Source organism: Pseudomonas sp. (assembly GCF_033723075.1).
Lineage (GTDB): Bacteria > Pseudomonadota > Gammaproteobacteria > Pseudomonadales > Pseudomonadaceae > Aquipseudomonas.
In genome coordinates, this window is record NZ_JAWVXU010000008.1 from 115,659 (window position 1) to 142,581 (window position 26,923).

Here is a 26,923-nt window from a genome sequence, read left to right on the forward strand (position 1 = left end):
GAGTGCCGCCAACCATGGAAATCAACCCGATCCTGAACAGCATCAAGGACCTCTCCGAGCGCACCCTGACTATTCGGGGGTATCTTTGACTACGATCAAAAGCATGATCGGCTGGTCGAAGTAAACCGCGAACTCGAAGACCCGAACGTCTGGAACAACCCCGAATACGCCCAGAACCTGGGGCGTGAGCGCGCCGCTCTGGCGTTGATCGTCGACACCATCGACGACCTCGACGGCAGCCTCGGCGACTCCCGCGATCTGCTGCAGATGGCCGCCGAAGAGGAAGACCAGGGCGCCGTCGACGATGTCGCGGCCGAGGTCGAGCGCCTGCGCGAAATCCTCGAGAAGATGGAATTCCGCCGCATGTTCAGCGGCGAGATGGACGCCAACAATGCCTACCTGGACATCCAGGCCGGCTCCGGCGGCACCGAAGCCCAGGACTGGGCCAACATCCTGCTGCGCATGTACCTGCGCTGGGCCGACAAGCGCGGTTTCGACGCCACCATCATGGAGCTGTCCGCCGGTGAAGTCGCCGGGATCAAGGGCGCGACCGTGCACATCAAGGGCGAGTACGCCTTCGGCTGGTTGCGCACCGAGATCGGCGTGCACCGTCTGGTACGCAAGAGTCCGTTCGACTCCGGCAACCGCCGTCACACCTCATTCTCGGCCGTGTTCGTGTCCCCGGAAATCGATGACAACATCGAGATCGACATCAATCCGTCGGACCTGCGCATCGACACCTACCGTTCTTCGGGCGCCGGTGGTCAGCACGTCAACACCACCGACTCGGCCGTGCGGATTACCCACGTGCCAAGCAACACCGTGGTCTGCTGCCAGAACGAACGCTCCCAGCACGCCAACAAAGACACCGCGATGAAGATGCTGCGCGCACGCCTGTACGAGCAGGAAGTGCAGAAGCGCAACGCCGCCTCCCAGGTGCTGGAAGACTCGAAGTCGGATATCGGTTGGGGGCATCAGATTCGCTCCTACGTGCTCGATCAGTCGCGGATCAAGGATCTGCGCACCAACGTCGAGCGCAGCGACTGCGTCAACGTGCTCGACGGCGATATCGACGAGTACCTGGTGGCCAGCCTGAAACAGGGGCTATAACAACACGCAATGTAGGTTGGGCCGGTCAGGCCCAACGAGCGGCGCTGCATTTGCGTAGGAGGCCGGCCCGTTGGCCGGATGTTGGGCATCGCTGCGCTCAGCACCAACCTACGATTACCAGGAAAGACCAGAGACCATGAGCGACCAACAACTCGACCACCACGAACTGCAACAGGAAGAAAACAAGCTGATCGCCCTGCGCAAGGAAAAGCTTGCCGCCGCGCGTGAGTTGGGCAATGCCTTCCCGAATGACTTCCGCCGCGACAGCTACTGCGCGGACTTGCAGAAACAGTACGTCGACAAGACCAAGGAAGAGCTGGCCGAAGCCGCCATCCCGGTCAAGGTCGCGGGTCGCATCATGCTCAACCGCGGCTCCTTCATGGTCATTCAGGACATGAGCGGGCGCATCCAGGTCTACGTCAACCGCAAGACCCTGCCGGAAGAAAAACTGGCCGAGATCAAGCACTGGGACATGGGCGACATCATCGCCGCCGTTGGTACCCTGGCCCGCTCCGGCAAGGGCGACCTGTATGTGGAAATGACCGACGTGCGTCTGCTGACCAAGTCGCTGCGTCCGCTGCCGGACAAGCACCACGGCCTGACCGATACCGAACAGCGCTACCGCCAGCGCTACGTCGACCTGATGGTCAACGAGGAGGTGCGCGAGACCTTCCGCGTGCGCTCCCAGGTGATCGCCCATATCCGCAGCTTCCTGATGCAGCGCGACTTCCTCGAAGTGGAGACCCCGATGCTGCAGAGCATCCCCGGCGGCGCGGCGGCCAAACCGTTCGAGACCCACCACAACGCCCTGGACATGCAGATGTTCCTGCGCATCGCCCCCGAGCTGTACCTCAAGCGCCTGGTGGTCGGCGGCTTCGAGCGAGTCTTCGAGATCAACCGCAACTTCCGTAACGAAGGCGTCTCGACCCGGCACAACCCCGAGTTCACCATGCTCGAGTTCTACCAGGCCTACGCTGACTACGAAGACATGATGGACCTGACCGAGGAGCTGTTCCGCGAGCTGGCGCAGCTGGTGCTGGGTTCCACCGACGTGCCCTACGGTGACAAGCTGTTCCACTTCGGCGAGCCCTTCGTGCGCCTGTCGGTGTTCGACTCGATCCTCGAATACAACCCGGAAATATCTGCTGCCGATCTGCAGGACATCGACAAGGCCCGCGCCATCGCCAAGCAGGCCGGCGCCAAGGTGCTGGGTTTCGAAGGCCTGGGCAAGCTGCAGGTAATGATTTTCGAGGAGCTGGTCGAGCACAAGCTGGAGCAGCCGCACTTCATCACCCAGTACCCGTTCGAAGTCTCGCCGCTGGCCCGGCGTAACGACCAGGACCCGAGCGTCACCGACCGCTTCGAGCTGTTTATCGGTGGCCGTGAAATCGCCAACGCCTATTCCGAGTTGAACGACGCGGAAGACCAGGCCGAACGCTTCCACGCCCAGGTGGCCGACAAGGACGCCGGCGACGACGAAGCCATGCATTTCGACGCCGATTTCGTCCGCGCCCTGGAATACGGCATGCCGCCGACCGCCGGTGAAGGTATCGGTATCGACCGTCTGGTGATGCTGCTGACCAATGCGCCGTCGATCCGCGACGTGATCCTCTTCCCGCATATGCGCCCGCAAGCGTGACGCCAAGCCGCCCTCGGGCGGCTTTTTGCTGTCTGGCGGCGGATTTATTCTGCGCAGTACTGCCTAACAGGGTATGGGTGCTTGCCCGTCGGCAGGTTCTCTTGCAGGGCGTCAGCCGGTTCCGCCAGGTGCTGGGTTCGCGATAGCCGGCGCAGGATGCCAAACAGTTGACGGCGATTATCGGCTGGATGGAGTATCAGGGCTGCTCAATGGGATCGGGCAATTGGATAATGCAGACATGTTGGCCATTCTTAAACGCTATAAGCATGTAGTGTTGGCGACTCTGAGTCGTGCGGCGCTGCTTGGCATGGACGGGGACGTCTCAAAGGGTATCTGCAGGCTTGGTCGAACTGTTTTCACAAGGAGAGCGAAATGAAAGCCTGGCGCGTAGTGGTCGCCTTGTCCTTGCTGCTGTTGAGTGGCTGTCTGGTGACCTTCAACGATCCGATTCCGGCCAACGAGGCGGCGCCCATCCCGTTGCTCGGCGAATGGTCGCGCAAGGATGAATGGGGCGAGCGGTTCTATCTGGATATCACCCGTGCCGGCTCCAACCTCTACGAGGCCAGAACCTACGAGGGCAGCCCGGACAACCTCGATAGCCAGGAAAAGTACGGCTTCACCGTGGCCCATCATGGCCGGCGCTGGTACCTGTCGGCCGGTCTGCCGGAAAACCTGGGCGGCAACTTCGCCATCGCCGGCTTCGAGCTGACCACCGACAATGAACTGGTGATCTACAACCTCGATGTCGATCGCATCCTGCAGGAGCTCGAGGCGGGCCGGATGCAAGGCAAACCCGTCGATACGCAGGAGGGTGTGGGGGTCTTGATCAGCAGCCCGCTGGACGTGGTCTTCGCCTATCTCGACGACCAGGCCAATTCGGATGTCTTTATCGAGGTCGCGCGCTATCAGCGCGCCGGCCCATAGCCAATGTCAGAAACAATGAGGGAGCGATGACCAGTCACAGCGGGTTGGACGACTATCAACTGATCGTGCGGGCGTTATCCGAGCGGATCGTCGAGGCGCAGACCCCGATTCGAGTGCTGGACGCGGTGAAGTGGGACGACAGCATTCGCGAGGGCTTTCTCAAGGCCAAGGGCAAGGCAATGCCGGCGGTCGATCAGGCTTACTACTTGAGCCGGCCACTGGGCTTCGACTCCAGCGCGAAAAAGCTCGAGTTCCAGAACATCGAGCGCGATGTTACCCGCCTGCTCGGGCAGTTCAATCCGGTCGGGCAGATCATGCGGCGCATGTGCCGCGAATACCGCATGGTCATCCGCATGCTCGAAGCGCGCGGCACCACCGACTTCGGCCTGATCTCCCAGGATCTCTACGGCGCCGCATCCGATGCCTTCCACGCCGGCGACCCGACCCTGGCCGACCTGGGCCTGATGTTGTCCGACTACCTGAATAACATCGCCGACCGCGGCGACCTCAAGGACGAAGCGAAAACCCTCGATGCCAAGACCGCGGTAGACCTGCTGCAGAGTCGCCTGAACAAGGTATTCGGCGAAGCGGAGAGCACCATCCGGGTGTTCGAGTCCGACGGCATTCTCGCCGATGCGGCGGCGGGTGCCGACTACATCAAGATTCGCAGCGACGCCATGTTCAACGAGCGCGACGTGCGGGCCCTGGAGGTGCATGAGGGCCTGGTGCATGTCGGTACCACCCTGAATGGCCTGAACCAGCCGATCTGCACCTTCCTGTCCAAGGGGCCGCCATCCTCCACGGTGACCCAGGAAGGCCTGGCGATTCTGATGGAGGTGATCACCTTCGCCTCCTACCCGACCCGCCTGCGCAAACTCACCAACCGTACTCGCGCCATCCACATGGCCGAGGAGGGAGCGGATTTTCTCCAGGTGTTCGAGTTCTTCCGCGAGCAGGGCTACAGCCTCGAGGACGGTTACAGCAACGCCAGCCGGGTGTTCCGCGGCTCGGTGCCGCAAGGCCTGCCGTTCACCAAGGACCTGTCCTACCTCAAGGGCTTCATCATGATCTACAACTACATTCAGCTGGCCGTGCGCAAAGGCAAGCTGGAGCAGATCCCCCTGCTGTTCTGCGGCAAGACCACCCTGGAAGACATGCGCACCCTGCGCAAGCTGGTCGACGAAGGCCTGGTGCAGCCGCCCAAGTACCTGCCGCAGCAGTTCCAGGATCTGAATGCCCTGTCGGCCTGGATGTGCTTCTCCAACTTCCTCAATCACCTGAGTCTCGATCGGATCGAAGCCGATTACTCGAATATCCTGTAAAGCTGCAAGTCGTAGGGTGCGCCGTGCGCACCAAGGCTGGTACGCATAGGCGCTGCCTATGCCGCCCTATGTTCATGCGCAAGATCTGCGGCATCGTAGGGTGGATGACGCTTTACCCATCCACCAACGCCGATGGTGGATGAACAAGGCGTCAGCTACGTGCCCCGATCCACCCTACACAGCTCTCGTAGCCCGGATGTAATCCGGGCCAGCATCCCACTCGAATTGCCAGGAGCCCCAGATGCCCAGCCACCAACTCGACTACGAAATCCTCGGCGCCTCGGCGCAGAGTGTGGAAATCATCCTCGATCCCGGCGAGACGGTGATCGCCGAAGCCGGGGTGATGAATTACATGACCGAGGGCGTGCGCTTCGAGACGCGCATGGGCGATGGCGCGGCGAGCGGCGTGCTGGGCAAGTTGTGGAGTGCCGGCAAGCGCATGCTGACCGGTGAATCGCTGTTCATGACGCACTTCTCCAACGCCGGCAACACCCAGGCGCGAGTCGCCTTTGCCGCGCCCTATCCGGGCACCGTGGTGCCGATCCCGCTGGCCGAGCACGGCGGCAGCCTGATCTGCCAGAAGGACGCCTTTCTCTGCGCCGCCTACGGCACGGCAGTCGGTATCAGCTTCAACAAGCGCCTGGGCGCCGGTTTCTTCGGCGGCGAGGGCTTCATCCTGCAAAAGCTCGAAGGTGACGGTCTGGCCTTCGTGCATGCCGGCGGCACGGTGATCCGCAAGGAGCTGAACAACCAGACCCTGCGACTCGACACGGGTTGCCTGGTGGCCTTCACCAGCGGTATCGATTACGACATCGCCCTGGCCGGTGGGCTGAAAAGCATGCTGTTCGGCGGCGAAGGCATCGTCCTGGCGACCCTCAAGGGCACCGGCACGGTCTGGGTGCAGAGCCTGCCGTTCTCGCGCCTGGCCGAACGCATCTACGAGGCGACCTTCAAGGCGCGCGAGGAAGTGCGCGCCGGCGGTAAATGATCGACGCTGGGCAAGCGCCCGCGTTTGTATCAAGCTGCGCCGCCTGTCGCTACTGTCGCTGCCATTTGTTCGCTTGCCTGTCAGCAAACGATCTGGCTCGATAGGCGATAATTTTTTGCTGAAATGCCCAACCTCGAGAGTCTGTAATGAGTGAACTGAACCCCATCCCCCTGATCCTCACCGGCATCGCCAGCATCTGCGTCACCGTGGCGGCCCTCGGTTACTACGGCTACCTGCACATCGCCCAGCCGGAGGATGCCTTGCTGCTCTCCGACTACACCATGCTCAAGACCGTTCCCGGCGAGGACTACAAGGTCTCGCTGAAACCGGCCAACCAGGTGGCGCAGTGCATCGACGGCGTCGTGGTGCTGTTCGACCTGGAACAGAAAGGCCTCAGTGGCGTGCTGGTCGACCAGCGCAAGCGGGCAGTGCGCTGCGTGGCCGAAGGCGCACCGGCCGTGGAGTGATGGTGCGTCGGAATGAAGGCTCTGCGAACAATTATCAGCGGTTGTGAAAAAACGCTCAGCCCAGACACACATGCGCTGCTTGAGGCGGGCGCGTCTGGATAGCTGCCCCGGCAGGGTCTGTGCAAATGTCTGCCTGCAGAGCTTCAGTGATCCGTTCGAATTTCGTCGCGCCTTCAAGAAGTGGATGGGTAAGCTACCCAGTGACTACCGCACCGAGGAATAAACGATGAGCACTACTGCGCCGACCGCGCTAATCCGCGAAACCTTCCCTGTCGGGCCTTTGCAGTGCAACTGCACGATCATCGGCGACCCCGTGACCAAGAAGGCCATTGTGGTCGATCCGGGTGGCAATCCGGAGTTGATCATGGCGCGCCTGGAGGCTCATGGCCTCAAGGTGGTGAGCATCATCCATACCCACGCCCATCTGGATCACTTCCTCGCTTCCGGGCAGATGAAGGAGAAGACCGGCGCGACCCTGCACCTGCACAGGGAAGATCAGTTCCTCTGGGACAACCTGGAGATGCAATGCAGCATGTTCGGCGTGCCCTATGTGCCAGTGCCGGCGCCGGATCAGTGGCTGGTCGACGATCAGGCGCTGGATTGCGGTTGCGGTGTGGCGCTGCATACACCGGGGCATACGCCGGGTTCGATGAGCTTCTGGTTCCCCCAGGACAAGCTGCTGGTTGCCGGCGATACCCTGTTCAAGCGTGGTATCGGTCGCACCGATTTGTGGGGGGGTGACTACAAGACCATCGAGCGCTCGATCAAGCAGCGGTTGTACAGCCTGGACGAGGACGCCACGGTGGTGACCGGCCACGGCGACGACACCCGTTTGGGCGATGAAATGCGCGAGAACCCATTCGTGCGGGCATGATTGGCAATTCTCCGTGGCGGATCTTGCTAAGCTGGGTCGGAACTTAACGGTTTATTCAGGTTCGAAAACCCGGATAAAGATCTGTTCCAACACGAAAAAATAAAGGAATAAACATGACTAAATGGCGCAATCTGGCATTTGCCGCAGTTGGTATTACCTTCCTCGCTGGCTGTACCACCAACCCCTACACTGGCGAACGTGAAGCCGGTAAAGCCGGGATCTACGGCGGTATTGGTGCGGTAACCGGCGCCGTGATCGGGGCGGCTACTTCGAGCAGCAAAGACCGGGGCAAAGGCGCGTTGATCGGCGCGGCAGTGGGCGGCGCGGCAGGCGGTGGCTATGGCTACTACGTCGACACCCAAGAAGCCAAACTGCGTCAGACCCTGCAAGGCACTGGCGTGCAGGTGCAGCGCAATGGCGATGAGCTGAAATTGATCATGCCGGGCAATATCACCTTCGCCAGCAACTCGGCGGATATTTCCAGCGGCTTCTACCCGACCCTCAATTCCCTGGTCACGGTATTCAAGGAGTTCGACAAGAACGGCATCGACATCGTCGGTCACACCGACAGCACCGGTTCGATGGAGCTGAACCAGAACCTGTCGAATCGCCGCGCGCAAAGCGTCGCCTCCTACCTGTCGGCCAATGGCGTACCGGCGGCGCGGATTTCCTCCTACGGTGCCGGTCCGAACCAGCCTATCGCCAGCAACGCCAGCGAAGCCGGCCGTGCACAGAATCGTCGGGTCGAGATTAACCTGCGTCCGCTGTAAGCCTCTAGCAGCACCTCGCTCTATCGAGAAAGGCCCCAGTAAAAACGGGGCCTTTTTGCCGTCTGTCGGCTCTCTGCTGGCAAAAGGCCGGTTGTGTAAATCCTGACTAGAATGCTTTGAGGGCTTGGCGGTAGCTGCGAAAGTGACTGCTGCGTGCCTGCCCAACGGGGAGCGGCTCAGGAGAGTTCATGGACGACAGGCATCGCTCAATTCCACGCAAGAATCTGGCAGTCTGGGTCACCCTGGTGCTGCTGCTCGGCCTTGGGGGAGGTGTCGTATGGCAATGGCAGGCGCTCGAAACCCGTAACCGGGAAGAAAACCAACAACGCTTTCAGCTTGACGCACAGGATATCGGGCAGCGTGTGCTTGCCCGCATGCGTGCTTACGAAATGGTACTGCGCGGTATCTCCGGGCTGATGATCGGCAGTGAGCAGGTCTCTTTGGAGCAGTGGGACAGGGCCGTCGAGCAGTTGCGTCTGCAGGATCTCTATCCCGGCATCATGGCGTTGGGCTGGGCACGTCATCTCGAACAGAGCCAGCTCGATGACTTTCTGGCCCAGGTGCAGGCCGACGGGCGCCAGGACTATCGGGCATTTCCATCTGGCCCGCGCGATGAGTACGTGCTGATCGACTACATCAGCCCCTTCGATTGGCGCAATCGCCGGGTGCAGGGCTATGACATGCTCAGCGAGCGGACGCGCCGGGCGGCCATCGAGCAGGCGCGCAGCAGCGGCGATGCAACCCTCAGCGCGCCGGTCACCCTGAAGCAGGAAACCCAGGCTGAGGTTGAGGGCGGGGTACTGCTGTTCTTGCCGGTGTTCCAACCGGATATACCCCTGATCCACGAGGAAGAGCGCCGCGCGGCGGTGTTCGGTTTCGTCTACGGCGCCTTTCGCCTCGAGGATCTGATGGCTGGGATCCTCGGGTCACAGAGCCGCCTGTTCGATATCGCGATCAAGGATCGGCATGCGCCAGACACCGCCATGTTCGGTGGCGACGAACAGGCCGGAGCGCCCGCGCCACACTTTCGGCAGACCATGGCACTGGATCTCTATGGCCGTACCTGGCTGCTGGAGGTGGGCAGCACTGTCCAGTACGAGGCCGCCCTGGGTGGCCGCAACATGACCTTCAGTCTGTGGGTGGGCCTGACCGCCGTCAGCTTGCTCGCGCTGTTGGCCGGCGGTTACCTGTACCAGCGCGAACGCGAGATGCATGCCAGTCAGTTGGCTACCGGGTTGTTGACTGAGCGCGAGGAACGCTTCCGCCTGGTGGTCGAGGCCTCGCCCAATGCGATTGTTCTGGTCGACAGTCATGGTCGGATCGCCATGGTCAACCAGCAAACCGAACAGATGTTCGGCTACGAACGCGAGGAGCTGCTGGGCCAGACGGTAGAAAAACTGCTGCCCCGGGAGCAGCGCGAGGGGCACGTCAACTTGCGTCATGGCTATCAGGCCAACCCCGAACCACGGCGCATGGGCAACAACCGCGAGTTGTTCGGCCTGCACCGTGACGGCCGCCTGATTCCCCTGGAGGTTGGGTTGTCGCCGATCCGCAGTGGTGAGGCGGCCCTGGTGCAGGCGGTGATCATAGATATCAGCGAGCGCAAGGCGGCCGAGCAGCGTTTGCGTGACCAGGCCGAGCAACTGGTCCTGGCCAATCGCTACAAGTCGGAGTTCCTCGCCAACATGTCCCATGAGCTGCGCACGCCGCTCAACAGTATCCTTATCCTCAGCGACCAACTGCGGCAGAACAGTACCGGCAACCTGACGAGCAAGCAGGCCAAGCATGCCGATATCGTGCATCGCGCCGGCCACGATCTGCTGCAGTTGATCAACAGTGTGCTGGATCTGGCCAAGGTCGAATCCGGGCGCATGCAGATCAAGCTGGAGCCGCTGAACATGCGGGAAATGCTGGTGGAGCTGGATGCCAGCATGCGTCCATTGGCGGAACTCAAAGGGCTGCATTTGCGTACCCAGCTGGAGCCTGAGGTGCCGCGAGTGATCCACAGCGACCGCGCGCGGCTGCATCAGATCCTGCGCAATCTGCTGTCCAATTCCTTGAAATTCACCGAGCGGGGCGAGGTGAGCCTGACCGTCGCCTGTGAGCCCTATGGCCATGTTGACGGGCGTGAGCAGTTGAACTTCATTGTGCGCGATAGTGGCATCGGCATCGCGCCCGAACATCACGAGCAGATATTTCAAGCCTTCCAGCAGATCGACGGTTCCACCAGTCGTCGCTTTGGCGGCACCGGCCTGGGCCTGGCCATCACCCGCAAACTGGTGCAGGCCCTGGGCGGCGAGGTCAGCCTGCAAAGCACCCCGGGACAAGGTTCCTGCTTTACCGTGCACCTGCCGGTGCAGGTGGTGGTGCAGAGCGAGCCGGAGAGCGACCAGCCGCAGCGCAGCGGTGCAGGACCAGCGGTGCTGATCGTTGAGGATGATGCCAATTTCGCCATGGTGATCACCGATGAAGCGCATGCCCATGGCTTTTCCTGCGTGCATTGCCGCACGGGTGTCCAGGCGCTTAAGCTGCTGCAAAGCGAGCGTTTCAGTGCGGTGATTCTGGATATCCTGTTGCCGGATATCAGTGGCTGGCAGCTGTTTCGCCGTTTGCGCGGCCAGTTCAGCCATCGCGAGATTCCCGTGCACATCATTTCCTGTGTGCCGCAACCGGTCGATTGGAACGATGATGGCACTCGCTATCTGGTCAAACCCATCGCCCGGCTGGATCTAGAGCAGGTTTTCGTCAATCTGCAACAGGCCGGACAGGTTCCTGCCCCGTCCCTGTTGCTGGTTGAGGACGTCGAGGTCGAGCGTGAGTTCTACCGTGGCCATCTGCAGCAACTGGGTTTTGACGTAGTGACCTGTGCAAGTGCTGCAGACGCTCGTCAGGCCTACGCCGAGCGGCATTTTTCAGCCCTGGTGATTGATCTCGATTTGCCTGATCAGGATGGCTTTGATCTGCTCGAGAGCCTTGATCGTCTGCGTCCGCTGAATGGCACGCGGGTGGTGATCAATACCGGGGTGGATGTCACCCAGCAGACGTTGCAGCGGCTCAGGCACTATTGCGCGGTAGTGGTGCACAAGCATGGTGAAGATCTGCAGGCGCTGAGTCTCGCCGTACAGGGCTTTCTCGGCAGCGTGCGCGACCCGGAGCGATTGTGGGCCGCACCCGACGATCAGGCGCCTCGCTCGCTGGATGGGCGACGGGTGCTGCTGGTCGATGACGATGTGCGCAATGTCTATGCCCTGACCGCACTGCTTGACGACGCCGGGCTCAAGATCAGTGCGGCCAAGGACGGCGTGGAAGCCATTTCCCGTTATCAAGGCGGCGCTTTCGACTTGATCCTGATGGATATCGCCATGCCCAACATGGATGGCTATACCGCGACCCGGCTGCTCAAGCAGGAACATCGGTGCACGATTCCGATCATCGCTTTGACCGCGCATGCGATGAAGGGGGACCGGGAGAAATGCCTGGATGCAGGGGCCGATGATTATCTCGCCAAACCGGTCAGCCGCGATGAGCTGTTGAGCATGCTGGCGCGCTGGCTGCCCGACACGGATGGAGCGAACGACCCGTTGCGCAATGTTCTACCCTGAGCTGTGGCCAGCCAGGGTTTGATGTGGCAATGCCGAAGCAGGATGTCGACATCGCTACGCCGTTTCACTGCGGCGGCAACTTAGAGTCAGGCGTCACCAGGGACGCGGGAGAGGGCTATGGCACAGGCACCGCATACGGAAGAATGCATCAGGCAAACACTGCTGGTCGTGGATGATCGCCCGGATAACCTGCATGCCATGGAGGCTCTGCTCGATGGCGGCGACTGGCTGTTGTGTTGCGTCGACTCCGGCGAGGCTGCCTTGCAGTGTCTGCTGGAAGAGGACGTGGGCCTGGTGCTGCTGGATGTGCAGATGCCGCATATGGATGGCTTCGAGGTGGCGCGGCTAATGCGCGGCAATCCGCGTACGCGCTTTACCCCGATTATTTTCGTCTCGGCCATTGCCCTGTCCGAGGATGCCGTACTCAAGGGCTATGTCAGGGGCGCGGTGGACTTCATGCTGAAGCCCTTCGACCCCAAGGTCCTGCGCCACAAGATCCACTCGCTGCTCGATCATGAGCGCCACCGCCACGAGCTTTTGCAGCTGACCCGGCAACTGGATGGCGCACGGGCGTTCAACGCCTCGATACTGGATAACGCCGCCGAGGGCATCATGGTGGTCGGCGAAGATGGCCTGATCCGTTTCGCCAATCCGACCATGGCCCAGATGCTCTGCTGCTCGGTCGCCGAGCTGCAAGGCAGCCCAATGCTGAACCACCTGCTTGCCCCCCTGGGCGACGGCGAATGGCAGATGTCGGAGTTCTATCGGCATTGGCAGCGCAACGAGAGCTACCGACTGCATGATGCGAGCCTGTGCACCCTGAACGGTGAGGGCGTTCCTGTGGCGCTGTCCTGCTCGCCGTTACCCGGGGAGCAGCGTGCCATGGTGGTGCTTGCCCTGGACATGTCGGTGGTGCGCAACCTGCACGTTCAGTTGGAGTCTCTGGCGGTCACCGATGCCCTGACCGGCCTGCTTAATCGGCGTGGTTTCCAGCAATCGCTGGAGGCGGCGATCTCGCGCACCGAGCGCAGCGGTCAGGGCCTGGCGGTGCTGTACCTCGATCTGGACGGTTTCAAGCGGATCAACGATTCGCTCGGGCACGACGCCGGTGATCTATTGCTGCGGCGGGTTGCCGAGCAGCTCAAAGCGTGCCTGCGGCCCTATGACACTTTGGCGCGCATGGGCGGAGACGAGTTCATCGCGATATTCGACAGCCTCGGTCATCCTGAAGATGCAGCGCGGGTGGCCGAGAAACTGATCGAACAGGTTTCCGTACGGCAGAATCTCGACGGTATCGAGGTGACCGTCGGTGCCAGTGTCGGTATTGCCAGTTATCCCGAGTGCGGGCAAACCGTAGAGGGATTGCTGCGTGCCGCGGATATGGCCATGTACGAGGCCAAGCGGGCAGGGCGCCAGCAATACCGGTTTTTCTCCCCGGAAATGAACGGCCGGGCGCGCTCGCGGTTGATGCTGGAAGAAAGCCTGCGCTCGGCCATCGAGCAGGATGATTTCTTCCTGGTCTACCAGCCGCAGGTTTATCTCGACAGCGGCCGCCTGCGCGGCTTCGAGGCCTTGCTGCGCTGGCAGCACAGGGTCGCCGGCACCGTGGCGCCCAATGTGTTCATCCCGCTGTTGGAGGAAACCCGCCTGATCAATCGCCTGGGCGACTGGATCTTCCGCAAGGGCATCCAGCAGCGCCGCAGTATGAGTCAGTACTTTGCCGATGACCTGGTGCTCAGCCTGAATGTCAGCCCGGTGCAGTTTGGCATGCCGCAATTGGTCGATGACCTGCAGCGGATTCTGGAGCAACAGCAACTCGACCCGGCACAGCTGGAAGTGGAGGTGACCGAGAGTGCCCTGATGCAGGACCTGGATACCACCCGGGAGCAGTTGCGCCAATTGCGCCTGCTGGGCGTGAAGATCGCCATCGACGACTTCGGTACCGGCTATTCGTCGCTGGCCTATTTGCGCCATTTCGAGCTGGATACGCTGAAGATCGATCGGCTGTTCATCGCCAATATGCTCGACTCGCCGCGCGATGCGGCGGTGGTCAGCACCATCATCGATCTGGGCCGCAATCTGGGCCTGGAGGTCATCGCCGAGGGGGTGGAAACCTTGGCCCAGCGCGATTGGCTGGTGGCGCATCGATGCCCCATCATGCAGGGCTTTCTGGTCGCGCCGGGGTTGCTGGCGGCGGACGCGCAGCGGTTCCCGGCGCAGCTTGACTGGGACGCCTTGCCGGCGCGTGAAAAGCCCGCGCATTAGGCCCAATACCGTTTACTTGAGCGGATACCGCCGGGCGCGTAGCGTAGCCATGCACCCACCCATAGCCGGGTGCAATCCGGGCGCTATTTTTCAGGCGCCAGACTTCCCCGGATGTCATCCGGGCTACAAAAAAATGCTGCTCACTTGGTTTGGGTGAGCAGCATTGGGCGCATCAATCCGGCGGTTTGTCGCGACTATTGGCGGCCGGCATACTGCCGATGCAGGCGCTCCAGTTCGGCGTCCTTGTCTTGCCACAACTGGTTGACCCATTGCTGAAAACCGAGGCGATAGGCTTCGTCCTGATCGTAGTTGCGGCCGATGTACTGCGGCGGGATCGGCAATTCATTGAAGTGCACCACCACGTCTCTGATCTCGCCGCTGAGCAGTTGCCAGAAACCCGGATTGCCCTGCGGATAATGGATGGTGACGTTGACCAGGCTGTGCAACTGCTCGCCCATGGCGTCGAGTACGAACGCGATGCCGCCGGCCTTGGGCTTGAGCAAGTAACGGAAAGGCGAACCCTGCGCGGCATGCTTGGCCGGGGTGAAACGCGTACCTTCGAGGAAGTTGAAGATCGAAACCGGGTTGCTCTTGTAGCGTGCGCAGGCCTTGCGAGTGGTCGCCAGATCCTCGCCGCGCTTCTCCGGATGCCTGGCCAGGTACTCCTTGCTGAAGCGCTTCATGAAGGGGAACTCCAGCGCCCACCAGCACAGGCCAATGACCGGCACCCAGATCAGTTCCTGCTTGAGGAAGAACTTGAGCAGCGGCATGCGCCGGTTGAGTTGATATTGCAGCACCAGTATGTCGACCCAGCTCTGGTGGTTGCTCGTCACCAGGTAGGTATGCTGTTTGTCGAAGCGCTCGATCCCCTGGATGTGCCAGCGGGTTTGGGAAAGCAGATCCATCCAGAACTTGTTGATGGAAATCCACGCCTCGGCGATCGCATGCATGAGGTCGCGCAACCAGCGCTGTAGCGTTGGGATCGGCAGCAGCAGTTTGAGCAGCGCGATGAAAAACAGCGGCCAGCACCAGAACAGGGTATTCAGGGCCAGCAGGCTTGCGCCAATCAGGCCGCGCAGGGCGGCGGGCAGAAAATGCAGCATGGGGGGGCAGATGCCTCCGCAAAATGGGGCATATGCCCCGAGTCGTTCATAGCCCGCGGTTCTCCACCGCGGGTCGGCCGGCGCACAGGGTAGCGCCTGGGCGCCGGACTGCAAGTGCTGGAGCTGACCACCAGGTCATGTTGCGGGGCTGCCGCTCCTGCGGGCTATCAAAAGTCGGCCCCTGGCCCGAATCAGCCTTGGCGTAATCCGGGGGCTTCAGTGACTGCAAGGCCAGATCCGGATTACATCCTGGCTACAAATAAGTCCTGCTCACTAGGCTTAAGTGAACAGTATTGCGGCCACGGGCCGAGCATTCCGTGCTAGCCGATGGCCGTGCCCGGATTGCATCCGGGCACGGGTGAGCGGGCAGCTACTGCGGCAAGTTGGCCGCCTGGATGGCGGTCAGGGCGATGGTGTAGACGATGTCGTCGACCAGCGCGCCGCGCGACAGGTCGTTGACCGGCTTGCGCAGCCCTTGCAGCATGGGGCCGACGCTGATGCAGTCGGCGCTGCGCTGTACCGCCTTGTAGGTGGTGTTGCCGGTATTCAGGTCGGGGAACACGAAGACCGTGGCCCGGCCGGCCACCGGACTGTTCGGTGCCTTCTGCCGGCCGACGCTTTCGATAGCGGCGGCGTCGTACTGCAGGGGGCCGTCGAGCAACAGGTCCGGGTTTATCAGCTTGGCCAGGCGGGTTGCCTCGCGGACTTTCTCGACTTCCTCGCCGGTGCCCGAGTCGCCAGTTGAGTAGCTGAGCATGGCTACCCGTGGTTCGATGCCGAAGGCCGTGGCCGACGCGGCGCTTTGCACGGCGATCTCCGCCAGCTGCGCCGCACTCGGGTCCGGGTTGACCGCGCAGTCGCCATAGACCAGGACCTGATCAGGTAGCAGCATGAAGAACACCGAGGACACTAGGTTGTAGCCCGGTGCAGTCTTGATCAGCTGCAAGGCCGGGCGAATGGTGTTGGCGGTGGTGTGGATGGCACCGGAGACCAGGCCGTCGACCTCGTCCAGGGCCAGCATCATGGTGCCGAGCACCACGTGGTCTTCCAGTTGCGCCAGGGCCATGGGTGCGTTGAGGCCCTTGCCCTTGCGCAGCTCGATCATGGGTTCGACATAGCGTTCGCGGATCAGATCCGGATCGAGGATTTCCAGCCCTGCCGGCAGCTCGATGCCCTGAGCCTGGGCCACGGCGTGTACCTCTTCCGGTTTGGCCAGCAGCACGCAGCGAGCGATGCCGCGCGCCTGACAGATAGCGGCCGCCTTGATCGTGCGTGGCTCGCTGCCTTCCGGCAGGACGATGCGTTTGTCGGCGGCCTTGGCCCGCTGGACCAATTGATAGCGAAACGCCGAGGGTGACAGACGCAGTTCCCGTGGAGTGCCGCAGCGGGTGCGCAGCCAGTCATGGTCGACATGGCTGGCGACGAAGTCGGCGACCTTCTGGGCGCGCTCCTTGTCATCCACCGGGATTTCCTTGTTCAACCGGTTGAGGTCGGTGGCGGTGTCGTAGGACCCGGTGCGCACCGTCATCACTGGCAGGCCGCTTTGCAGGGCGCCACGGCACAGCTCCATGATCCGCGGGTCGGGCACGAAGTCGCTGCACAGCAACAAGCCGGCCAGCGGCATGCCGTTCATTGCCGCCAGGCTGGCGGCGAGGATGATGTCGTCGCGATCGCCGGGGGTAACCACCAGGGTGCCGGGCTTGAGCAGTTGCACGGTGTTGGCCACGGCGCGGGCGCAGAGCATGATCCTGAGCATGCGTCGCTGCTCGTAGTCGCCGGCATTGAGTACGCGTGCGCCGAGCAGGTCGGCGATGTCGCGGGTGCGCGGGGCGTTCAGTTCGTCCTGCCAGGGAATGCAGCCGAGCAGGCGGAAGTCTTCGCTCTTGAGCAGCGGCGAGTGTTCCTTCAGGCGCTCGCAGAAGGCCTCGACGCCATCTTCGCTGCGCACCTTGTTGATGATCACTCCGAGCACTTTCGGGTCTCGCGGGCCGCCGAACAGCTGCGCCTGGATTTCTACCCGGTCGCACAGTTCGCTCAGGCTTTCCTGTTCCGGTGCGGAGACCAGGATCACCTCGGCATCCAGGCTCTTGGCCAGGTGGAAGTTGACCCGCGCCGCATAGCTGGCCTGGCGGGTCGGCACCATGCCTTCGACGATGACTACATCCTTGCCGGCGGCAGCCTGGTGGTACAGGTTGATGATTTCCTCGAGCAATTCATCCAGTTGCCCGTCGCCGAGCATGCGCTCGACATGCGCCAGGGCCAGTGGTTTTGGCGAGTGCAGGCCATGGGTACGGGCTATCAGCTCGCTGGAGCGTTCCGGGCCGTCGTCGCCCTGGTGGGGTTGGGCGATCGGTTTGAAAAAACCGACCTTGAGGCCGGCGCGCTCCAGGCCGCCAACCAGGCCGAGGCTGATGGAAGTGAGGCCGACGCCAAAGCCGGTGGGCGAGATAAAGAAGGTGTGCATGGTGTCTCCGGTGGGGCGCTCAGGCGTTGAGCAGGGCCAGGGTGTCGAGGGCGATCTGGCGTTCTTCGTTGGTCGGTACCACCAGCACACGCGGGTGGCCATAGGCCTGGATCGGACCGCCTACGCCGCGCACGGTGCGGGCGTTGGCCTCCTTGTCCAGGGCCAGGTTGAACAGTTTGAGGTGGGCGACTGTCTTGCTGCGGATCAACGGCGAGTTCTCGCCGATGCCGCCGGTGAAGATCAGCCCGTCCAACTGTGGCAGGGCGCAGCTCATGGCCGCGAGCGATTTGGCCAGGCGGTAGCAGAACACCTCGATGGCCAGGGTCGCGCCGGCATGGCCCTGCCCGCGGGCCTGCTCGAGGCTGCGCATGTCGTTGGACAGTCCGGACAGGCCGAGCAGGCCGCTTTCCTGGTTCAGCAGCTGGTCGATGCGCTCCAGGCTCCAGCCCAGGGTGCGCGCCAGGTGGCTGTGCAGGTTGGGGTCGACATCGCCGCTGCGGGTACCCATCACCAGGCCTTCCAGCGGGGTCAGGCCCATGCTGGTGTCGCGGCTCTGGCCATTGACGATGGCGCAGGTCGAACAGCCGTTGCCCAGGTGCGCCACCAGCCAGCTGCTGTCGCCGACCGACAGGCCGGCCAGTTCCGCCGCGCGGTGGCTGACGTAGCGGTGGCTGGTGCCGTGGAAGCCGTAACGGCGTACGCCGTGCTCGCGGTAGAGGCTGTCCGGTAGCGCATAGCGAAAGGCATGCTCGGGCAGGGTCTGGTGGAAGGCGGTATCGAACACCGCCACCTGGGTCAGGTTGGGGAACAACTTGATCGCCGCCTCGATGCCCTGCAGGTTGGCCGGATTGTGCAGCGGCGCCAGCGGCGCCGTGGCGCGAATGGCGCGCAAGGTGGCTTCATCCAGGCGGCTGGCCGCGGTGAAATGTTCGCCGCCATGCACCACGCGATGACCGATGCCGTGCAGCTTGCCGCCGGCGGCACCCTGTACCAGCGGCAATAGTTGGGCGAGGGCCGCGCGGTGATCGCCATTGGGGATCATCAGGCTGTCCTTCTCGCCGCCGCGCTGCCAGTGCAGCACCGCATCGTGGCTGCCGAGGCGTTCTGCCAGGCCGCTGAGGGTGAATTGCGAGTGGGCTTCATTGACCAGGGCGAATTTGATCGAAGAACTGCCGCAGTTGATTACCAGAATATTGCGTGCCGGCATTTACCCCTCCTTGTCTGTGTCGCTCGGGTTGGCTGCGTCGGGGACGATAGCCGCCGTGCACCAGCCGCAGGCGAACGGCTGGCCCAGGCGTGTAGCGCGTTGTTTGGGGTCGAGCACCCAGGCACGATTTTGCCAGGGCGGTTGATGACGCAAGTGCTGAGTATGACCGCAGGACAAGATTGCCAGCCAATGGCCGTCGGCGTCCTGACCAAAGTCAATCAGTTGCACCAAGGCCGCGTCCAGCCGTCCGTCAGGGCCGGGTTCGCTTTCGCGCGCACCCTTGGTTAGACTTGTACGTTCTTTATTTCTCTGCAAAAGGTCTCGCCCATGCTGATCGCCCCCAATAAGGCAGTCTCTATCGACTATACCCTGACCAACGATGCCGGTGAGGTGATCGATAGTTCCGCTGGCGGCGCGCCGCTGGTTTACTTGCAAGGCGCCGGCAACATCATCGCCGGCCTGGAAAAGGCCCTGCTCGGCAAGCAATCCGGTGACGAACTGGATGTGTCCGTAGAGCCGGAAGAGGCCTATGGCGAATACAGCGCCGAACTGGTCGCCACCCTCAACCGTTCGATGTTCGAAGGCGTCGACGAACTGGAAGTCGGCATGCAGTTCCACGCCTCCGGTCCGGACGGCAGCATGCAGATCGTCACCATTCGTGACCTGGACGGCGACGACGTGATCGTCGACGGCAACCACCCCCTGGCTGGCCAGCGCCTGAACTTCAAAGTCAAAGTGGTCGAAGTGCGTGACGCCAGCGAGGAAGAAGTTGCTCATGGCCACGTGCATGGCGAAGGTGGTCACCAGCACTGATCCACGGCTGCAATGTCGTGAATCAGGTTCTGGCCGCTTGCTGAAAACGACTTATGGTCGTAGCAACTGCGCCGCCGACTGCTAAGCTGAGTTGAAAAGAAGGCGCCTTCATAGAGGCGCCTTTTTTATCCGCGGTGGCTAATTCAGAACGTTCTCAAGGAGCTAGTCATGAGTGCCTTTCACGACCTCAATCTGCGTGCGCTGGATGGCCAGGAATTGCCCCTGGCGCCATTCAAAGGGCAGGTGGTGCTGGTGGTCAACGTCGCCTCCAAGTGCGGGTTGACCCCACAATATGCCGGGCTGGAGAAGCTTTACCAGCAATACCGCACACGGGGATTTACCGTGCTCGGCCTGCCGTGCAACCAGTTTGCCGAGCAGGAGCCCGACAGCGAAGAGGTGATTCGTGAGTTTTGCAGCCTGAACTATGGGGTGACCTTTCCCCTGGGCAGCAAGATCGAGGTCAATGGTCATGATCGTCATCCGCTGTACCGCCTGCTGGCCGGTGAGGGGGCGGAGTTTCCCGGCGACATCACCTGGAATTTCGAGAAGTTTCTGGTCGGTCAGGACGGCCGGGTACTGGCGCGGTTCTCGCCGCGCACTGCGCCGGATGACCCCGCATTGATCCAGGCCATCGAAAAAGCCCTGGACTGAAAGCCCCAAGTCCCGTAGCCCGGATGCAATTCGGGGAATAGCGTGCGGCGGATACCGTCCCCGCTGTACAGCCGGGCTACAGGCTGGCCCTTCTTCCGTCGTTGTAGCCGCTTATCACGTAAATCTATAGTGCTGGGCGGGGCGAGACGACCGGTCATATCCTTGCCGGCATGAACGCCAACCAACGACTCGACAAACGTGACCTGATCCTCGCCAAAGGCGCCGAGGTGATGACCCGTCGCGGTTATCACGGCGCTGGCGTGCAGGAAATCGTCCAGGCCGCCGGCGTACCCAAGGGCTCCTTCTACCACTACTTCGCCAGCAAGGAAGAGTTCGCCCTGCAGGCCTTGCAGCAGGTCTATGGCCCACGTTTGCAGCGCTATGCCCAGGCGCTGGAAAACCCGGCATTGAGCCCGCGGGCGCGCATCGTCGGTTATTACGGCGAGCTGGTGGAGCACTTCGCCCGTCAGGAAAAACTCGAATACCACTGCTTTATCGGCAGCCTGAGTTTCGAAATGGCCGAGCTGTCGCCCACCCTGGGCGCCGAGATCGACGCCATCTTGCAGCGCTCGGCGGACATTCTGCAGGCCTGCCTGCAACAGGCGCAGGCTTTAGGCGAGCTTGCCACCGACGAGGATTGCCGCAGCCTGGCCAGCTTCATCACCAGTGCCTGGCAGGGCGCCCTGACGCGGCTGAAAGTGGCGAACAGCACCCGCGCCCTCGCAGACTTCATGCAGCGGCTGCAGCTATTGCTGCGGGCCTGATTTTTTAAAACCCCATTTAGTAGACGACCGGTCACTTGGCCGACAGAGGAACGACGATGAACGACCCGGTAAAAGCCTTGTTTCAACCCTTCAGCCTGGGCGCGCTGGAGCTGCCGACCCGTGTGGTGATGGCGCCCATGACCCGTTCCTTCTCGCCGGGTGGCGTGCCCAACAGCAAGGTCATCGAGTACTACCGTCGCCGCGCCGCCGGCGGTGTGGGCCTGATCGTCAGCGAAGGCACTACCGTCGGTCACAAGGCCGCCAACGGTTACCCCAATGTGCCGCGCTTCTACGGCGAAGACGCCCTGGCCGGCTGGCAGAAAGTGGTCGAGGCGGTACACGCCGAAGGCGGCAAGATCGTTCCGCAGCTGTGGCACGTCGGTAATGTGCGCAAACTCGGCACCGAACCGGACGCCAGCGTGCCGGGCTATGGCCCGAGCGAGAAGATCAAGGAAGGCAATGTCGTGGTCCACGGCATGACCCATGACGACATCCAGGAAGTCATCGCCGCCTTCGCCCAGGCCGCCAAGGATGCCCAGCGCATCGGTATGGACGGGGTGGAAATCCACGGCGCCCATGGTTATCTGGTCGACCAGTTCTTCTGGGCCGGCAGCAACCAGCGCAGCGACGAATACGGCGGTGACCTGGCCCAGCGTTCGCGCTTCGCCATCGAACTGATCCAGGCCGTACGCGCCGCGGTCGGCGCGGATTTCCCGATCATCTTCCGCTTCTCGCAGTGGAAGCAGCAGGACTACAGCGCGCGCCTGGTGGAAACCCCAGAAGCCCTGGAAGCTTTCTTGAAGCCGCTCAGCGATGCCGGCGTGGATATCTTCCATTGCTCGACCCGACGTTTCTGGGAGCCTGAATTCGAAGGCTCGGACCTCAACCTGGCCGGCTGGACACGCAAGCTCACCGGCAAGCCGACCATCACCGTCGGTAGCGTCGGCCTGGACGGCGAGTTCCTGCAGTTCATGGTCAACACCGACAAGGTCGCCGAGCCGGCCAGCCTGGAAAATCTGCTGGAGCGCCTGAACAACCAGGAATTCGACCTGGTGGCCGTGGGCCGCGCACTGCTGGTCGACCCGGATTGGGCACTCAAGGTGCGCGAAGGCCGTGAGGCGGACATCCTGCCGTTCAGCCGCAATGCGCTGACCACGCTGGTCTGATTCCCCTTTTAAGTGTGCGCCGCAAAACGGCGCAACACTTCCTCGGCCCCGACATTTCGGGGCTTTTTTTCGCCTAGAGAAACACTATGGTCGGCGGCTCGTGCATCGGCGCTACGGTTTTAGGAGGGGCGTAGGAGCGGGCCATGTCCGCTCCTACGTCCTTGTGCCGGTTGCTCGCTGCGCACCACGAAGGGATGGTCGTGGAGTACGAATGGGTGGATCAGAAGCTGTAGTTGACGCCCAGGGTCAGGGTGCGGCCGGGTGCCGGTTGGCGGCCCCAGGGGCTGGTGTCGATGCCGCGGAAGTAGTACTGGCGGTCGAACAGGTTGCTGACCCCGGCGGAGGTGGTCAGCCGGCTGCCGTCGTCGAGCTTGAACTCGCGCTCGATGGCGGTGTTCCACAGCCAGTAGGCGGGCAACTCGCCGACTGTCGCGTTGGCATCCTCGGCGTGGCTATTGGCCGCGTCGGTGTAGGCGCTGCTGACGTAGAGGCCGTCGAGGGTGTAGCTCCAGGCTTCGGCGAAACGGTAGCGGCCATCGACGGTCAGCTGATGTGCGGAGGCGAAGGGTACCTCGTTGCCCTTGAAGGTGCCGCTGCGCTGTTCGCTGTCGAGGTAGGCGTAGCCGGCATGCAGATCGAGGGTCGGCAGCGCGGCCGGGGTCCAGAACACCTCGGTTTCGAGGCCCTGGTGGCGGGTGCTGCCGAGGTTCTCGAAGCGGTCGTTGCTGCGGTTGTATTCGATCTGGTCGTCGAAATCGATGCGGTACAGGCCGAGGTCGACCCGCAGTCCGGCCCAGGGCGTGTAGCGCACGCCGCTCTCGTAGTTCCAGGCCAGCTCGGCGGCGACATCGCCGTCCTTGACGATCGAGGTGATCTGCGGCACCCGCAGCGAGCGCTGGGCGTTGGCGTAGACGAACCACTGGTCGCTGAGCTGGTAGCCGGCGCTCAGGCCCGGCAGCCACTCTTCGGCGACGGTTTCACGCTCGACGCCGCTGACGCCGTCGGCGTACTCCATGCGTGCGTGTTCGTAACGCACCCCCGGAGTCAGGGTCAGGCGGTCGTCGAGGAGCTTGATCTCGTTGCTCAGGTACACCGCCTTGGCCTCGTCGTCGAAGGTCCAGTCGCGGATCACGCTCTGGGCGCCGGTGCTCAGGTTCTCGCGGTTGACCTTGAAGTCGACGTCTTCCTTGACCAGGCGCGCGCCGAGCAGCCAGGTCTGGCTGACGCTATCGCCGTCGATACTCATGCTCAGGCGCGGCTCGCTGCCCCAGACGCGGAAGTCGCGCGGTGCGTCCTGAAAGGTCGTCGGCGTGGCGTCCGGGGTGAAGGGCAGGCCGACCAGGAAGTTGCGGTAGCTGTGATGGGCGAAGTTGGTCCAGCTGAACTCCACCGCATCGAAGGGACCGATGGCGCCGAGGTACTGGTTGTAGGTGCCCCAGACGCGGTCGGTATCACCCTCGAAACGGTCGAGGTTGCGCGTCGATTGGCGCGGATCGTCCTTGTAGTCGGCGACGCTAAGGGCGCCGGCCAAGTCCAGATCGGCGATATAGCGCTGCACACCGAAGCTCAGGCTGCGGCTGTCGTCGATGTCCCACTGGCCGCGCAGGCGGTAGTTCTGTACTTCGCTGTCGGAATGTTCGCGGCCGTATTCGCCGCTGACGGTGTTGAGATCCAGTTGCAGGCCGAAGTTGTCGGTCAGGTAGCCGCCGGTGCCGATGTAGCTGTCCCACAGGCTGCGCCCGCCGGGGGCGAAGGTGGCCTTTTCCTGCAGGGTGGTCTGCCATTGGTGAGGGATCGGCTTGCTGATCAGGTTGATCACCCCGCCGACGTTGTTCGGCCCGTACTGCACCGCCGCGCCGCCACGCACGATATCGATGCGCTCGACGGTCGCCAGGGTCTGCGGGAACAGCGAGAGGCTGGTCTGGCCGTAAGGCGCCAGCGACAGCGGGATGCCGTCGGAGAGCACCTGGGCGCGGCCGCTGCGGCTCTCGTAGAGGCCGCGCACGGAAATTTGCGGCAGGGCGCCGGTGCCGGTCTCGTCGAACACCTTGATCCCGGGGACGCGCTGCAAGGCGTCGTCGAGGCCGCGCACGCTGGCTTTGCTCAGGTCTTCGCTGTCGACCACGCTGCGGCTGCCGGCATAGGTGCGCACTTGTTTGTCGCTGGCGCTGCCCAGCACATCGCCCTTGATCACCATGGGGGCAAGGACTTTCTGTTGGCTGGCTTCTTCGGCATAGGCGGCGTGGCTGATGGTCAGCGCCAGCAGGTTGAGCGGCAGAGAAAACAAACGGGCATGGTTATTCATTAGCAGACTTCGTCTAGGTGGGGATGAGGGCGGTGCCGGCGTGTCTTCAAGACGAGGGGCTGCAGGTCGCGATCCGTGCGTACGCAGGCGAGGGAGGATTGCGAGATATTAATAAGATTTATTATTGAATGCCAGTGAATGTCGTTTGCGGGCGCGAATCGATCTGCACCGAGCCCGGGGTGACCAGGAGGGGGAGGACAACCCAGGCGCTGGGGGGGGGGCGTGGCGGGGCGCTGACGGGGATCCGCTTTGTGTGCGCCCTAGGGCGGGGTGCATTCGGCGGGCAGTGCGAGTGCCGGCGCCAGGGCGCTGCGCAGATGCTGCTCGAACAGTTCGACGATCGCCGGCCAGCCTTGCTGCGACGCGTGTTGCCTGGCATTCAGGCGCACCCGCCGCAGGCTTTCCGGCTCCTCCAGCAGCCAGCTGGCGGCTTCGATAAAACCCTGTTCATCTTCGGCCACGGCCAGGGCGCCGCTATGACCGTGGCGGATATGTTGCGCCGCCGCAGCCTGGTCGTATGCCACCACACCGAGGCCCGAGGCGAGGGCTTCGAGTACCACGTTGCCGAAGGTTTCCGAGAGGCTGGGAAACAGGAACAGATCCCCCGAGGCATAGTGCGCGGCCAGTGCCTCGCCGCGCTGCAGGCCGCAGAACAATGCATCCGGCAGCTGCTGTTGCAGGCTGGCGCGCTGCGGCCCGTCGCCGACAATAATCAGTTTCAGGCGTTGCTGCGGGTGGGCCTGTTGCAGGGCGTGATAGCTTTCTACCAGAAGCGCCAGGTTCTTCTCCGCCGCCAGGCGGCCGACATGCAGGAGGGCGATATCGCTCTCGACCAGCCCCCAGCTCATGCGCAGGCTATTGCAGCGTTTGCCGGGATGAAACAGCTGGCTGTCAACGCCGCGGGCGAGCAGTTCCAGGCGTTCGAAACCGCGGCGTTGCAGTTCGATCTGCTGGCTGGCGCTGGGCACCAGGGTCATGCGCGAACGGTTGTGGAACCAGCGCAGGTAGTTGGTCAGCGCGCGGGTCAGCAGGGCGATACCGTAATGCCCGGTGTACTGCTGGAAGTTGCTGTGAAAGCCGCTGACCACCGGGATCTGCAAGCGCCGCGCGGCGCGCAGAGCGGACAGGCCGAGCGGGCCTTCGGTGGCGATATAGAGCACGTCCGGGCGCTGCCGTTTCCAGTGTCGCAGCAACTTGTGCAGTGACGACTGGCCCCACTGCAGGCCGGGATAACCGGGCAGCGGCCAGCCGCGGGTCAGCAGCAGTTGCTCGTCGCTTTTGCGGCCGTCATCACTGCTCTGCCGTGGCCGCACCAGTTGCAGGCGATGACCGCGTGCGCGCAGGCCATCTACCAGGCGACCGAGGGTATTGGCCACGCCATTGATTTCCGGGAGGAAGGTTTCAGTGATCAGTGCGATAAAGAGAGGCGAGGTAGTCATGACGGCAGTGTCGGTTGCCGTCATGTAGCGAAGGTGACTGTCCCGTGGCTATTTTGTGACAGCCCCGGCTTCGCGCTCGCGCACCCAGAACAGCGTGGCGCCGGCCACCGCCGCCGGCATCATCAGGATGTTGACCCCGGGAATCAGCAGCGCGGCGTAGGTGATGCCACCGAAACCCAGCGATTGCCAGCGTTTCTCGCGCAGCCAGGCGAGCATGTCCTGCCAGCTCATCTTGTTGTTGTCCGCCGGGTAGTCGATGTACTGGATGGCCATCATCCACACGCCGAACAGTAGCCACAGCGGCGCAGCGACCAGGTTGACCACCGGGATGAAGGTGAGGATCAGCAGGCCGATGGCGCGCGGCAGGAAGTACCCCAGTTTGCGCATTTCGCGGCCCAGGGTGCGCGGCACCATGGCTGCCAGTTCGCCCCAGCTAAACGGCGGGAAGCAGTCTTCGCCGCGCACCACCACCTCGACCTTCTCGGCGAGGAAGCCGTTGAACGGTGCGGCGATGATATTGGCCAGCATGGTGAAGGTGAAGAACACCATCAGCAGAACCAGTACCACGAACAGCGGCCAAAGGATGTATTCGAGAAAGCTCAGCCAGTTGGGCAGGCTTGGCATGAAGGCATCGACCCAGCCGCCGAACTGCTGCACGGCAAAGCCGACCAGGGCGACGAAGAGGATCAGGTTGATCGCCAGCGGCAGCAGCACGAATAGCCGCAAACCGGGGCTCAGCACCAGTTTCAGGCCTTCGCTCAGGTATTGCGGGCCGGATAGCACAGGAGCAGGCATGGGGTTCTCCATGAGGTGAAAGTCGCGCCGACCTTACCGGCTTTGTGCGGCAGGGGAAAGTCTGCCGCCGTTGGCCGAGGCGTCATGTCATAGGGATTGGCTATGCATGGAATTGGCAAAGGGTATTTCCTTGATGGCCTGCGCCTGCGTAGCCTGCGCAGCAGTTCAACGATGGGTTGATTTTCGGCTATTTCCACGTGACCTGTTGCATGGGGGGCTGGCCTCCTGCAGGAGCGGCTTCAGCCGCGAAATGCC

Annotated in this window: 21 protein-coding genes; 14 read left to right on the forward strand and 7 right to left on the reverse strand. The window is 62.6% G+C overall.

Translation table 11 applies throughout. From position 1 onward, the window contains the following. The first annotated feature begins 14 nt into the window (after positions 1 to 14). The 10 genes from prfB to R3355_RS11735 all read left to right on the forward strand — a co-directional run bounded on the left by prfB (position 15) and on the right by R3355_RS11735 (position 13,961). Positions 15 to 1,110 (forward strand): peptide chain release factor 2 gene (gene prfB / locus R3355_RS11690; protein ID WP_318961332.1). Its coding sequence is split into 2 segments (ribosomal slippage): positions 15 to 86 and positions 88 to 1,110, totalling 1,095 coding nucleotides; the frame shifts between segments, so codons are not numbered across the junction. 136 nt (positions 1,111 to 1,246) lie between these two features. Beyond that, the gene (gene lysS, locus R3355_RS11695) at positions 1,247 to 2,749 is read left to right on the forward strand and encodes a lysine--tRNA ligase (RefSeq protein WP_318961333.1); all 1,503 of its coding nucleotides are present in this window, start codon (positions 1,247 to 1,249) and stop codon (positions 2,747 to 2,749) included. A gap of 372 nt (positions 2,750 to 3,121) precedes the next feature. Continuing rightward, positions 3,122 to 3,673 carry a hypothetical protein gene (locus R3355_RS11700; protein WP_318961334.1) on the forward strand — a complete coding sequence of 184 codons (552 nt, stop codon included), beginning with the start codon at positions 3,122 to 3,124 and terminating at the stop codon, positions 3,671 to 3,673. Between the two features lie 26 nt (positions 3,674 to 3,699). Further along, entirely contained in the window at positions 3,700 to 4,995 is a 1,296-nt protein-coding gene (locus tag R3355_RS11705) for a flavohemoglobin expression-modulating QEGLA motif protein (RefSeq protein ID WP_318961335.1), read from the forward strand. 241 nt (positions 4,996 to 5,236) lie between these two features. Beyond that, on the forward strand, positions 5,237 to 5,983 hold the full coding sequence (locus R3355_RS11710) for a TIGR00266 family protein (RefSeq protein WP_318961336.1): 747 nt from the start codon (positions 5,237 to 5,239) through the stop codon (positions 5,981 to 5,983). A 146-nt stretch (positions 5,984 to 6,129) separates the two neighbouring features. Next, positions 6,130 to 6,450, forward strand: a complete 321-nt coding sequence (locus R3355_RS11715) for a hypothetical protein (RefSeq protein WP_318948685.1) — start codon at positions 6,130 to 6,132, stop codon at positions 6,448 to 6,450. Between the two features lie 226 nt (positions 6,451 to 6,676). Beyond that, positions 6,677 to 7,324 carry an MBL fold metallo-hydrolase gene (locus R3355_RS11720; protein WP_318961337.1) on the forward strand — a complete coding sequence of 216 codons (648 nt, stop codon included), beginning with the start codon at positions 6,677 to 6,679 and terminating at the stop codon, positions 7,322 to 7,324. A 113-nt stretch (positions 7,325 to 7,437) separates the two neighbouring features. Further along, positions 7,438 to 8,094: an OmpA family protein gene (locus tag R3355_RS11725; protein ID WP_318948683.1), complete on the forward strand. Its 657-nt coding sequence runs from the start codon at positions 7,438 to 7,440 to the stop codon at positions 8,092 to 8,094. Positions 8,095 to 8,282: 188 nt separating this feature from the next. Beyond that, a complete protein-coding gene (locus tag R3355_RS11730) occupies positions 8,283 to 11,696 on the forward strand; it encodes a response regulator (RefSeq protein WP_318961338.1) in 3,414 nt (1,137 codons plus the stop codon). A 117-nt stretch (positions 11,697 to 11,813) separates the two neighbouring features. After that, entirely contained in the window at positions 11,814 to 13,961 is a 2,148-nt protein-coding gene (locus R3355_RS11735; RefSeq protein WP_318961339.1) for a putative bifunctional diguanylate cyclase/phosphodiesterase, read from the forward strand. A 194-nt stretch (positions 13,962 to 14,155) separates the two neighbouring features. Here R3355_RS11735 and R3355_RS11740 read toward each other — a convergent pair whose 3' ends face one another. The 4 genes from R3355_RS11740 to R3355_RS11755 form a co-directional block, all read right to left on the reverse strand. Then, on the reverse strand, positions 14,156 to 15,064 hold the full coding sequence (locus R3355_RS11740; RefSeq protein WP_318961340.1) for an acyltransferase: 909 nt from the start codon (positions 15,062 to 15,064) through the stop codon (positions 14,156 to 14,158). Positions 15,065 to 15,434: 370 nt separating this feature from the next. Beyond that, complete coding sequence (pta, locus tag R3355_RS11745) at positions 15,435 to 17,528, reverse strand: phosphate acetyltransferase (RefSeq protein WP_318948678.1); 2,094 nt, start codon at positions 17,526 to 17,528, stop codon at positions 15,435 to 15,437. Between the two features lie 19 nt (positions 17,529 to 17,547). After that, positions 17,548 to 18,735 (reverse strand): acetate kinase, encoded by a 1,188-nt coding sequence (locus R3355_RS11750; RefSeq protein ID WP_318961341.1) that lies wholly within the window; start codon positions 18,733 to 18,735, stop codon positions 17,548 to 17,550. Further along, positions 18,736 to 18,963, reverse strand: a complete 228-nt coding sequence (locus R3355_RS11755) for a DUF3565 domain-containing protein (RefSeq protein ID WP_318961412.1) — start codon at positions 18,961 to 18,963, stop codon at positions 18,736 to 18,738. It lies immediately after the preceding gene. Between the two features lie 99 nt (positions 18,964 to 19,062). Between R3355_RS11755 and R3355_RS11760 the strand changes: the two genes are divergently transcribed. The 4 genes from R3355_RS11760 (at position 19,063) to R3355_RS11775 (ending at position 22,129) form a co-directional block, all read left to right on the forward strand. Further along, positions 19,063 to 19,548: a peptidylprolyl isomerase gene (locus R3355_RS11760; protein ID WP_318948675.1), complete on the forward strand. Its 486-nt coding sequence runs from the start codon at positions 19,063 to 19,065 to the stop codon at positions 19,546 to 19,548. 168 nt (positions 19,549 to 19,716) lie between these two features. Then, positions 19,717 to 20,199 (forward strand): glutathione peroxidase, encoded by a 483-nt coding sequence (locus R3355_RS11765; RefSeq protein ID WP_318948674.1) that lies wholly within the window; start codon positions 19,717 to 19,719, stop codon positions 20,197 to 20,199. Between the two features lie 170 nt (positions 20,200 to 20,369). Then, positions 20,370 to 20,963, forward strand: a complete 594-nt coding sequence (locus tag R3355_RS11770) for a TetR/AcrR family transcriptional regulator (protein WP_318961342.1) — start codon at positions 20,370 to 20,372, stop codon at positions 20,961 to 20,963. A 56-nt stretch (positions 20,964 to 21,019) separates the two neighbouring features. Next, entirely contained in the window at positions 21,020 to 22,129 is a 1,110-nt protein-coding gene (locus tag R3355_RS11775) for an NADH:flavin oxidoreductase (RefSeq protein WP_318961343.1), read from the forward strand. Positions 22,130 to 22,349: 220 nt separating this feature from the next. Here the strand turns inward: R3355_RS11775 and R3355_RS11780 are convergent, their stop codons facing one another. From R3355_RS11780 to cysZ, 3 genes are all read right to left on the reverse strand, one after another. Next, positions 22,350 to 24,434, reverse strand: a complete 2,085-nt coding sequence (locus tag R3355_RS11780) for a TonB-dependent siderophore receptor (RefSeq protein WP_318961344.1) — start codon at positions 24,432 to 24,434, stop codon at positions 22,350 to 22,352. 260 nt (positions 24,435 to 24,694) lie between these two features. Further along, positions 24,695 to 25,897: a glycosyltransferase family 1 protein gene (locus R3355_RS11785; RefSeq protein ID WP_318961345.1), complete on the reverse strand. Its 1,203-nt coding sequence runs from the start codon at positions 25,895 to 25,897 to the stop codon at positions 24,695 to 24,697. Between the two features lie 24 nt (positions 25,898 to 25,921). Beyond that, complete coding sequence (gene cysZ, locus R3355_RS11790; RefSeq protein WP_318961346.1) at positions 25,922 to 26,668, reverse strand: sulfate transporter CysZ; 747 nt, start codon at positions 26,666 to 26,668, stop codon at positions 25,922 to 25,924. Positions 26,669 to 26,923 lie beyond the last annotated feature (255 nt).

Coding starts and splice junctions, on each gene's coding strand:
- lysS (WP_318961333.1), top strand. CDS start 1,247: ATGAGCGACCAACAACTCGACCACCACGAACTGCAACAGGAAGAAAAC.
- R3355_RS11700 (WP_318961334.1), top strand. CDS start 3,122: ATGAAAGCCTGGCGCGTAGTGGTCGCCTTGTCCTTGCTGCTGTTGAGT.
- R3355_RS11705 (WP_318961335.1), top strand. CDS start 3,700: ATGACCAGTCACAGCGGGTTGGACGACTATCAACTGATCGTGCGGGCG.
- R3355_RS11710 (WP_318961336.1), top strand. CDS start 5,237: ATGCCCAGCCACCAACTCGACTACGAAATCCTCGGCGCCTCGGCGCAG.
- R3355_RS11715 (WP_318948685.1), top strand. CDS start 6,130: ATGAGTGAACTGAACCCCATCCCCCTGATCCTCACCGGCATCGCCAGC.
- R3355_RS11720 (WP_318961337.1), top strand. CDS start 6,677: ATGAGCACTACTGCGCCGACCGCGCTAATCCGCGAAACCTTCCCTGTC.
- R3355_RS11725 (WP_318948683.1), top strand. CDS start 7,438: ATGACTAAATGGCGCAATCTGGCATTTGCCGCAGTTGGTATTACCTTC.
- R3355_RS11730 (WP_318961338.1), top strand. CDS start 8,283: ATGGACGACAGGCATCGCTCAATTCCACGCAAGAATCTGGCAGTCTGG.
- R3355_RS11735 (WP_318961339.1), top strand. CDS start 11,814: ATGGCACAGGCACCGCATACGGAAGAATGCATCAGGCAAACACTGCTG.
- R3355_RS11740 (WP_318961340.1), bottom strand. CDS start 15,064: ATGCTGCATTTTCTGCCCGCCGCCCTGCGCGGCCTGATTGGCGCAAGC.
- pta (WP_318948678.1), bottom strand. CDS start 17,528: ATGCACACCTTCTTTATCTCGCCCACCGGCTTTGGCGTCGGCCTCACT.
- R3355_RS11750 (WP_318961341.1), bottom strand. CDS start 18,735: ATGCCGGCACGCAATATTCTGGTAATCAACTGCGGCAGTTCTTCGATC.
- R3355_RS11760 (WP_318948675.1), top strand. CDS start 19,063: ATGCTGATCGCCCCCAATAAGGCAGTCTCTATCGACTATACCCTGACC.
- R3355_RS11765 (WP_318948674.1), top strand. CDS start 19,717: ATGAGTGCCTTTCACGACCTCAATCTGCGTGCGCTGGATGGCCAGGAA.
- R3355_RS11770 (WP_318961342.1), top strand. CDS start 20,370: ATGAACGCCAACCAACGACTCGACAAACGTGACCTGATCCTCGCCAAA.
- R3355_RS11775 (WP_318961343.1), top strand. CDS start 21,020: ATGAACGACCCGGTAAAAGCCTTGTTTCAACCCTTCAGCCTGGGCGCG.
- R3355_RS11780 (WP_318961344.1), bottom strand. CDS start 24,434: ATGAATAACCATGCCCGTTTGTTTTCTCTGCCGCTCAACCTGCTGGCG.
- R3355_RS11785 (WP_318961345.1), bottom strand. CDS start 25,897: ATGACGGCAACCGACACTGCCGTCATGACTACCTCGCCTCTCTTTATC.
- cysZ (WP_318961346.1), bottom strand. CDS start 26,668: ATGCCTGCTCCTGTGCTATCCGGCCCGCAATACCTGAGCGAAGGCCTG.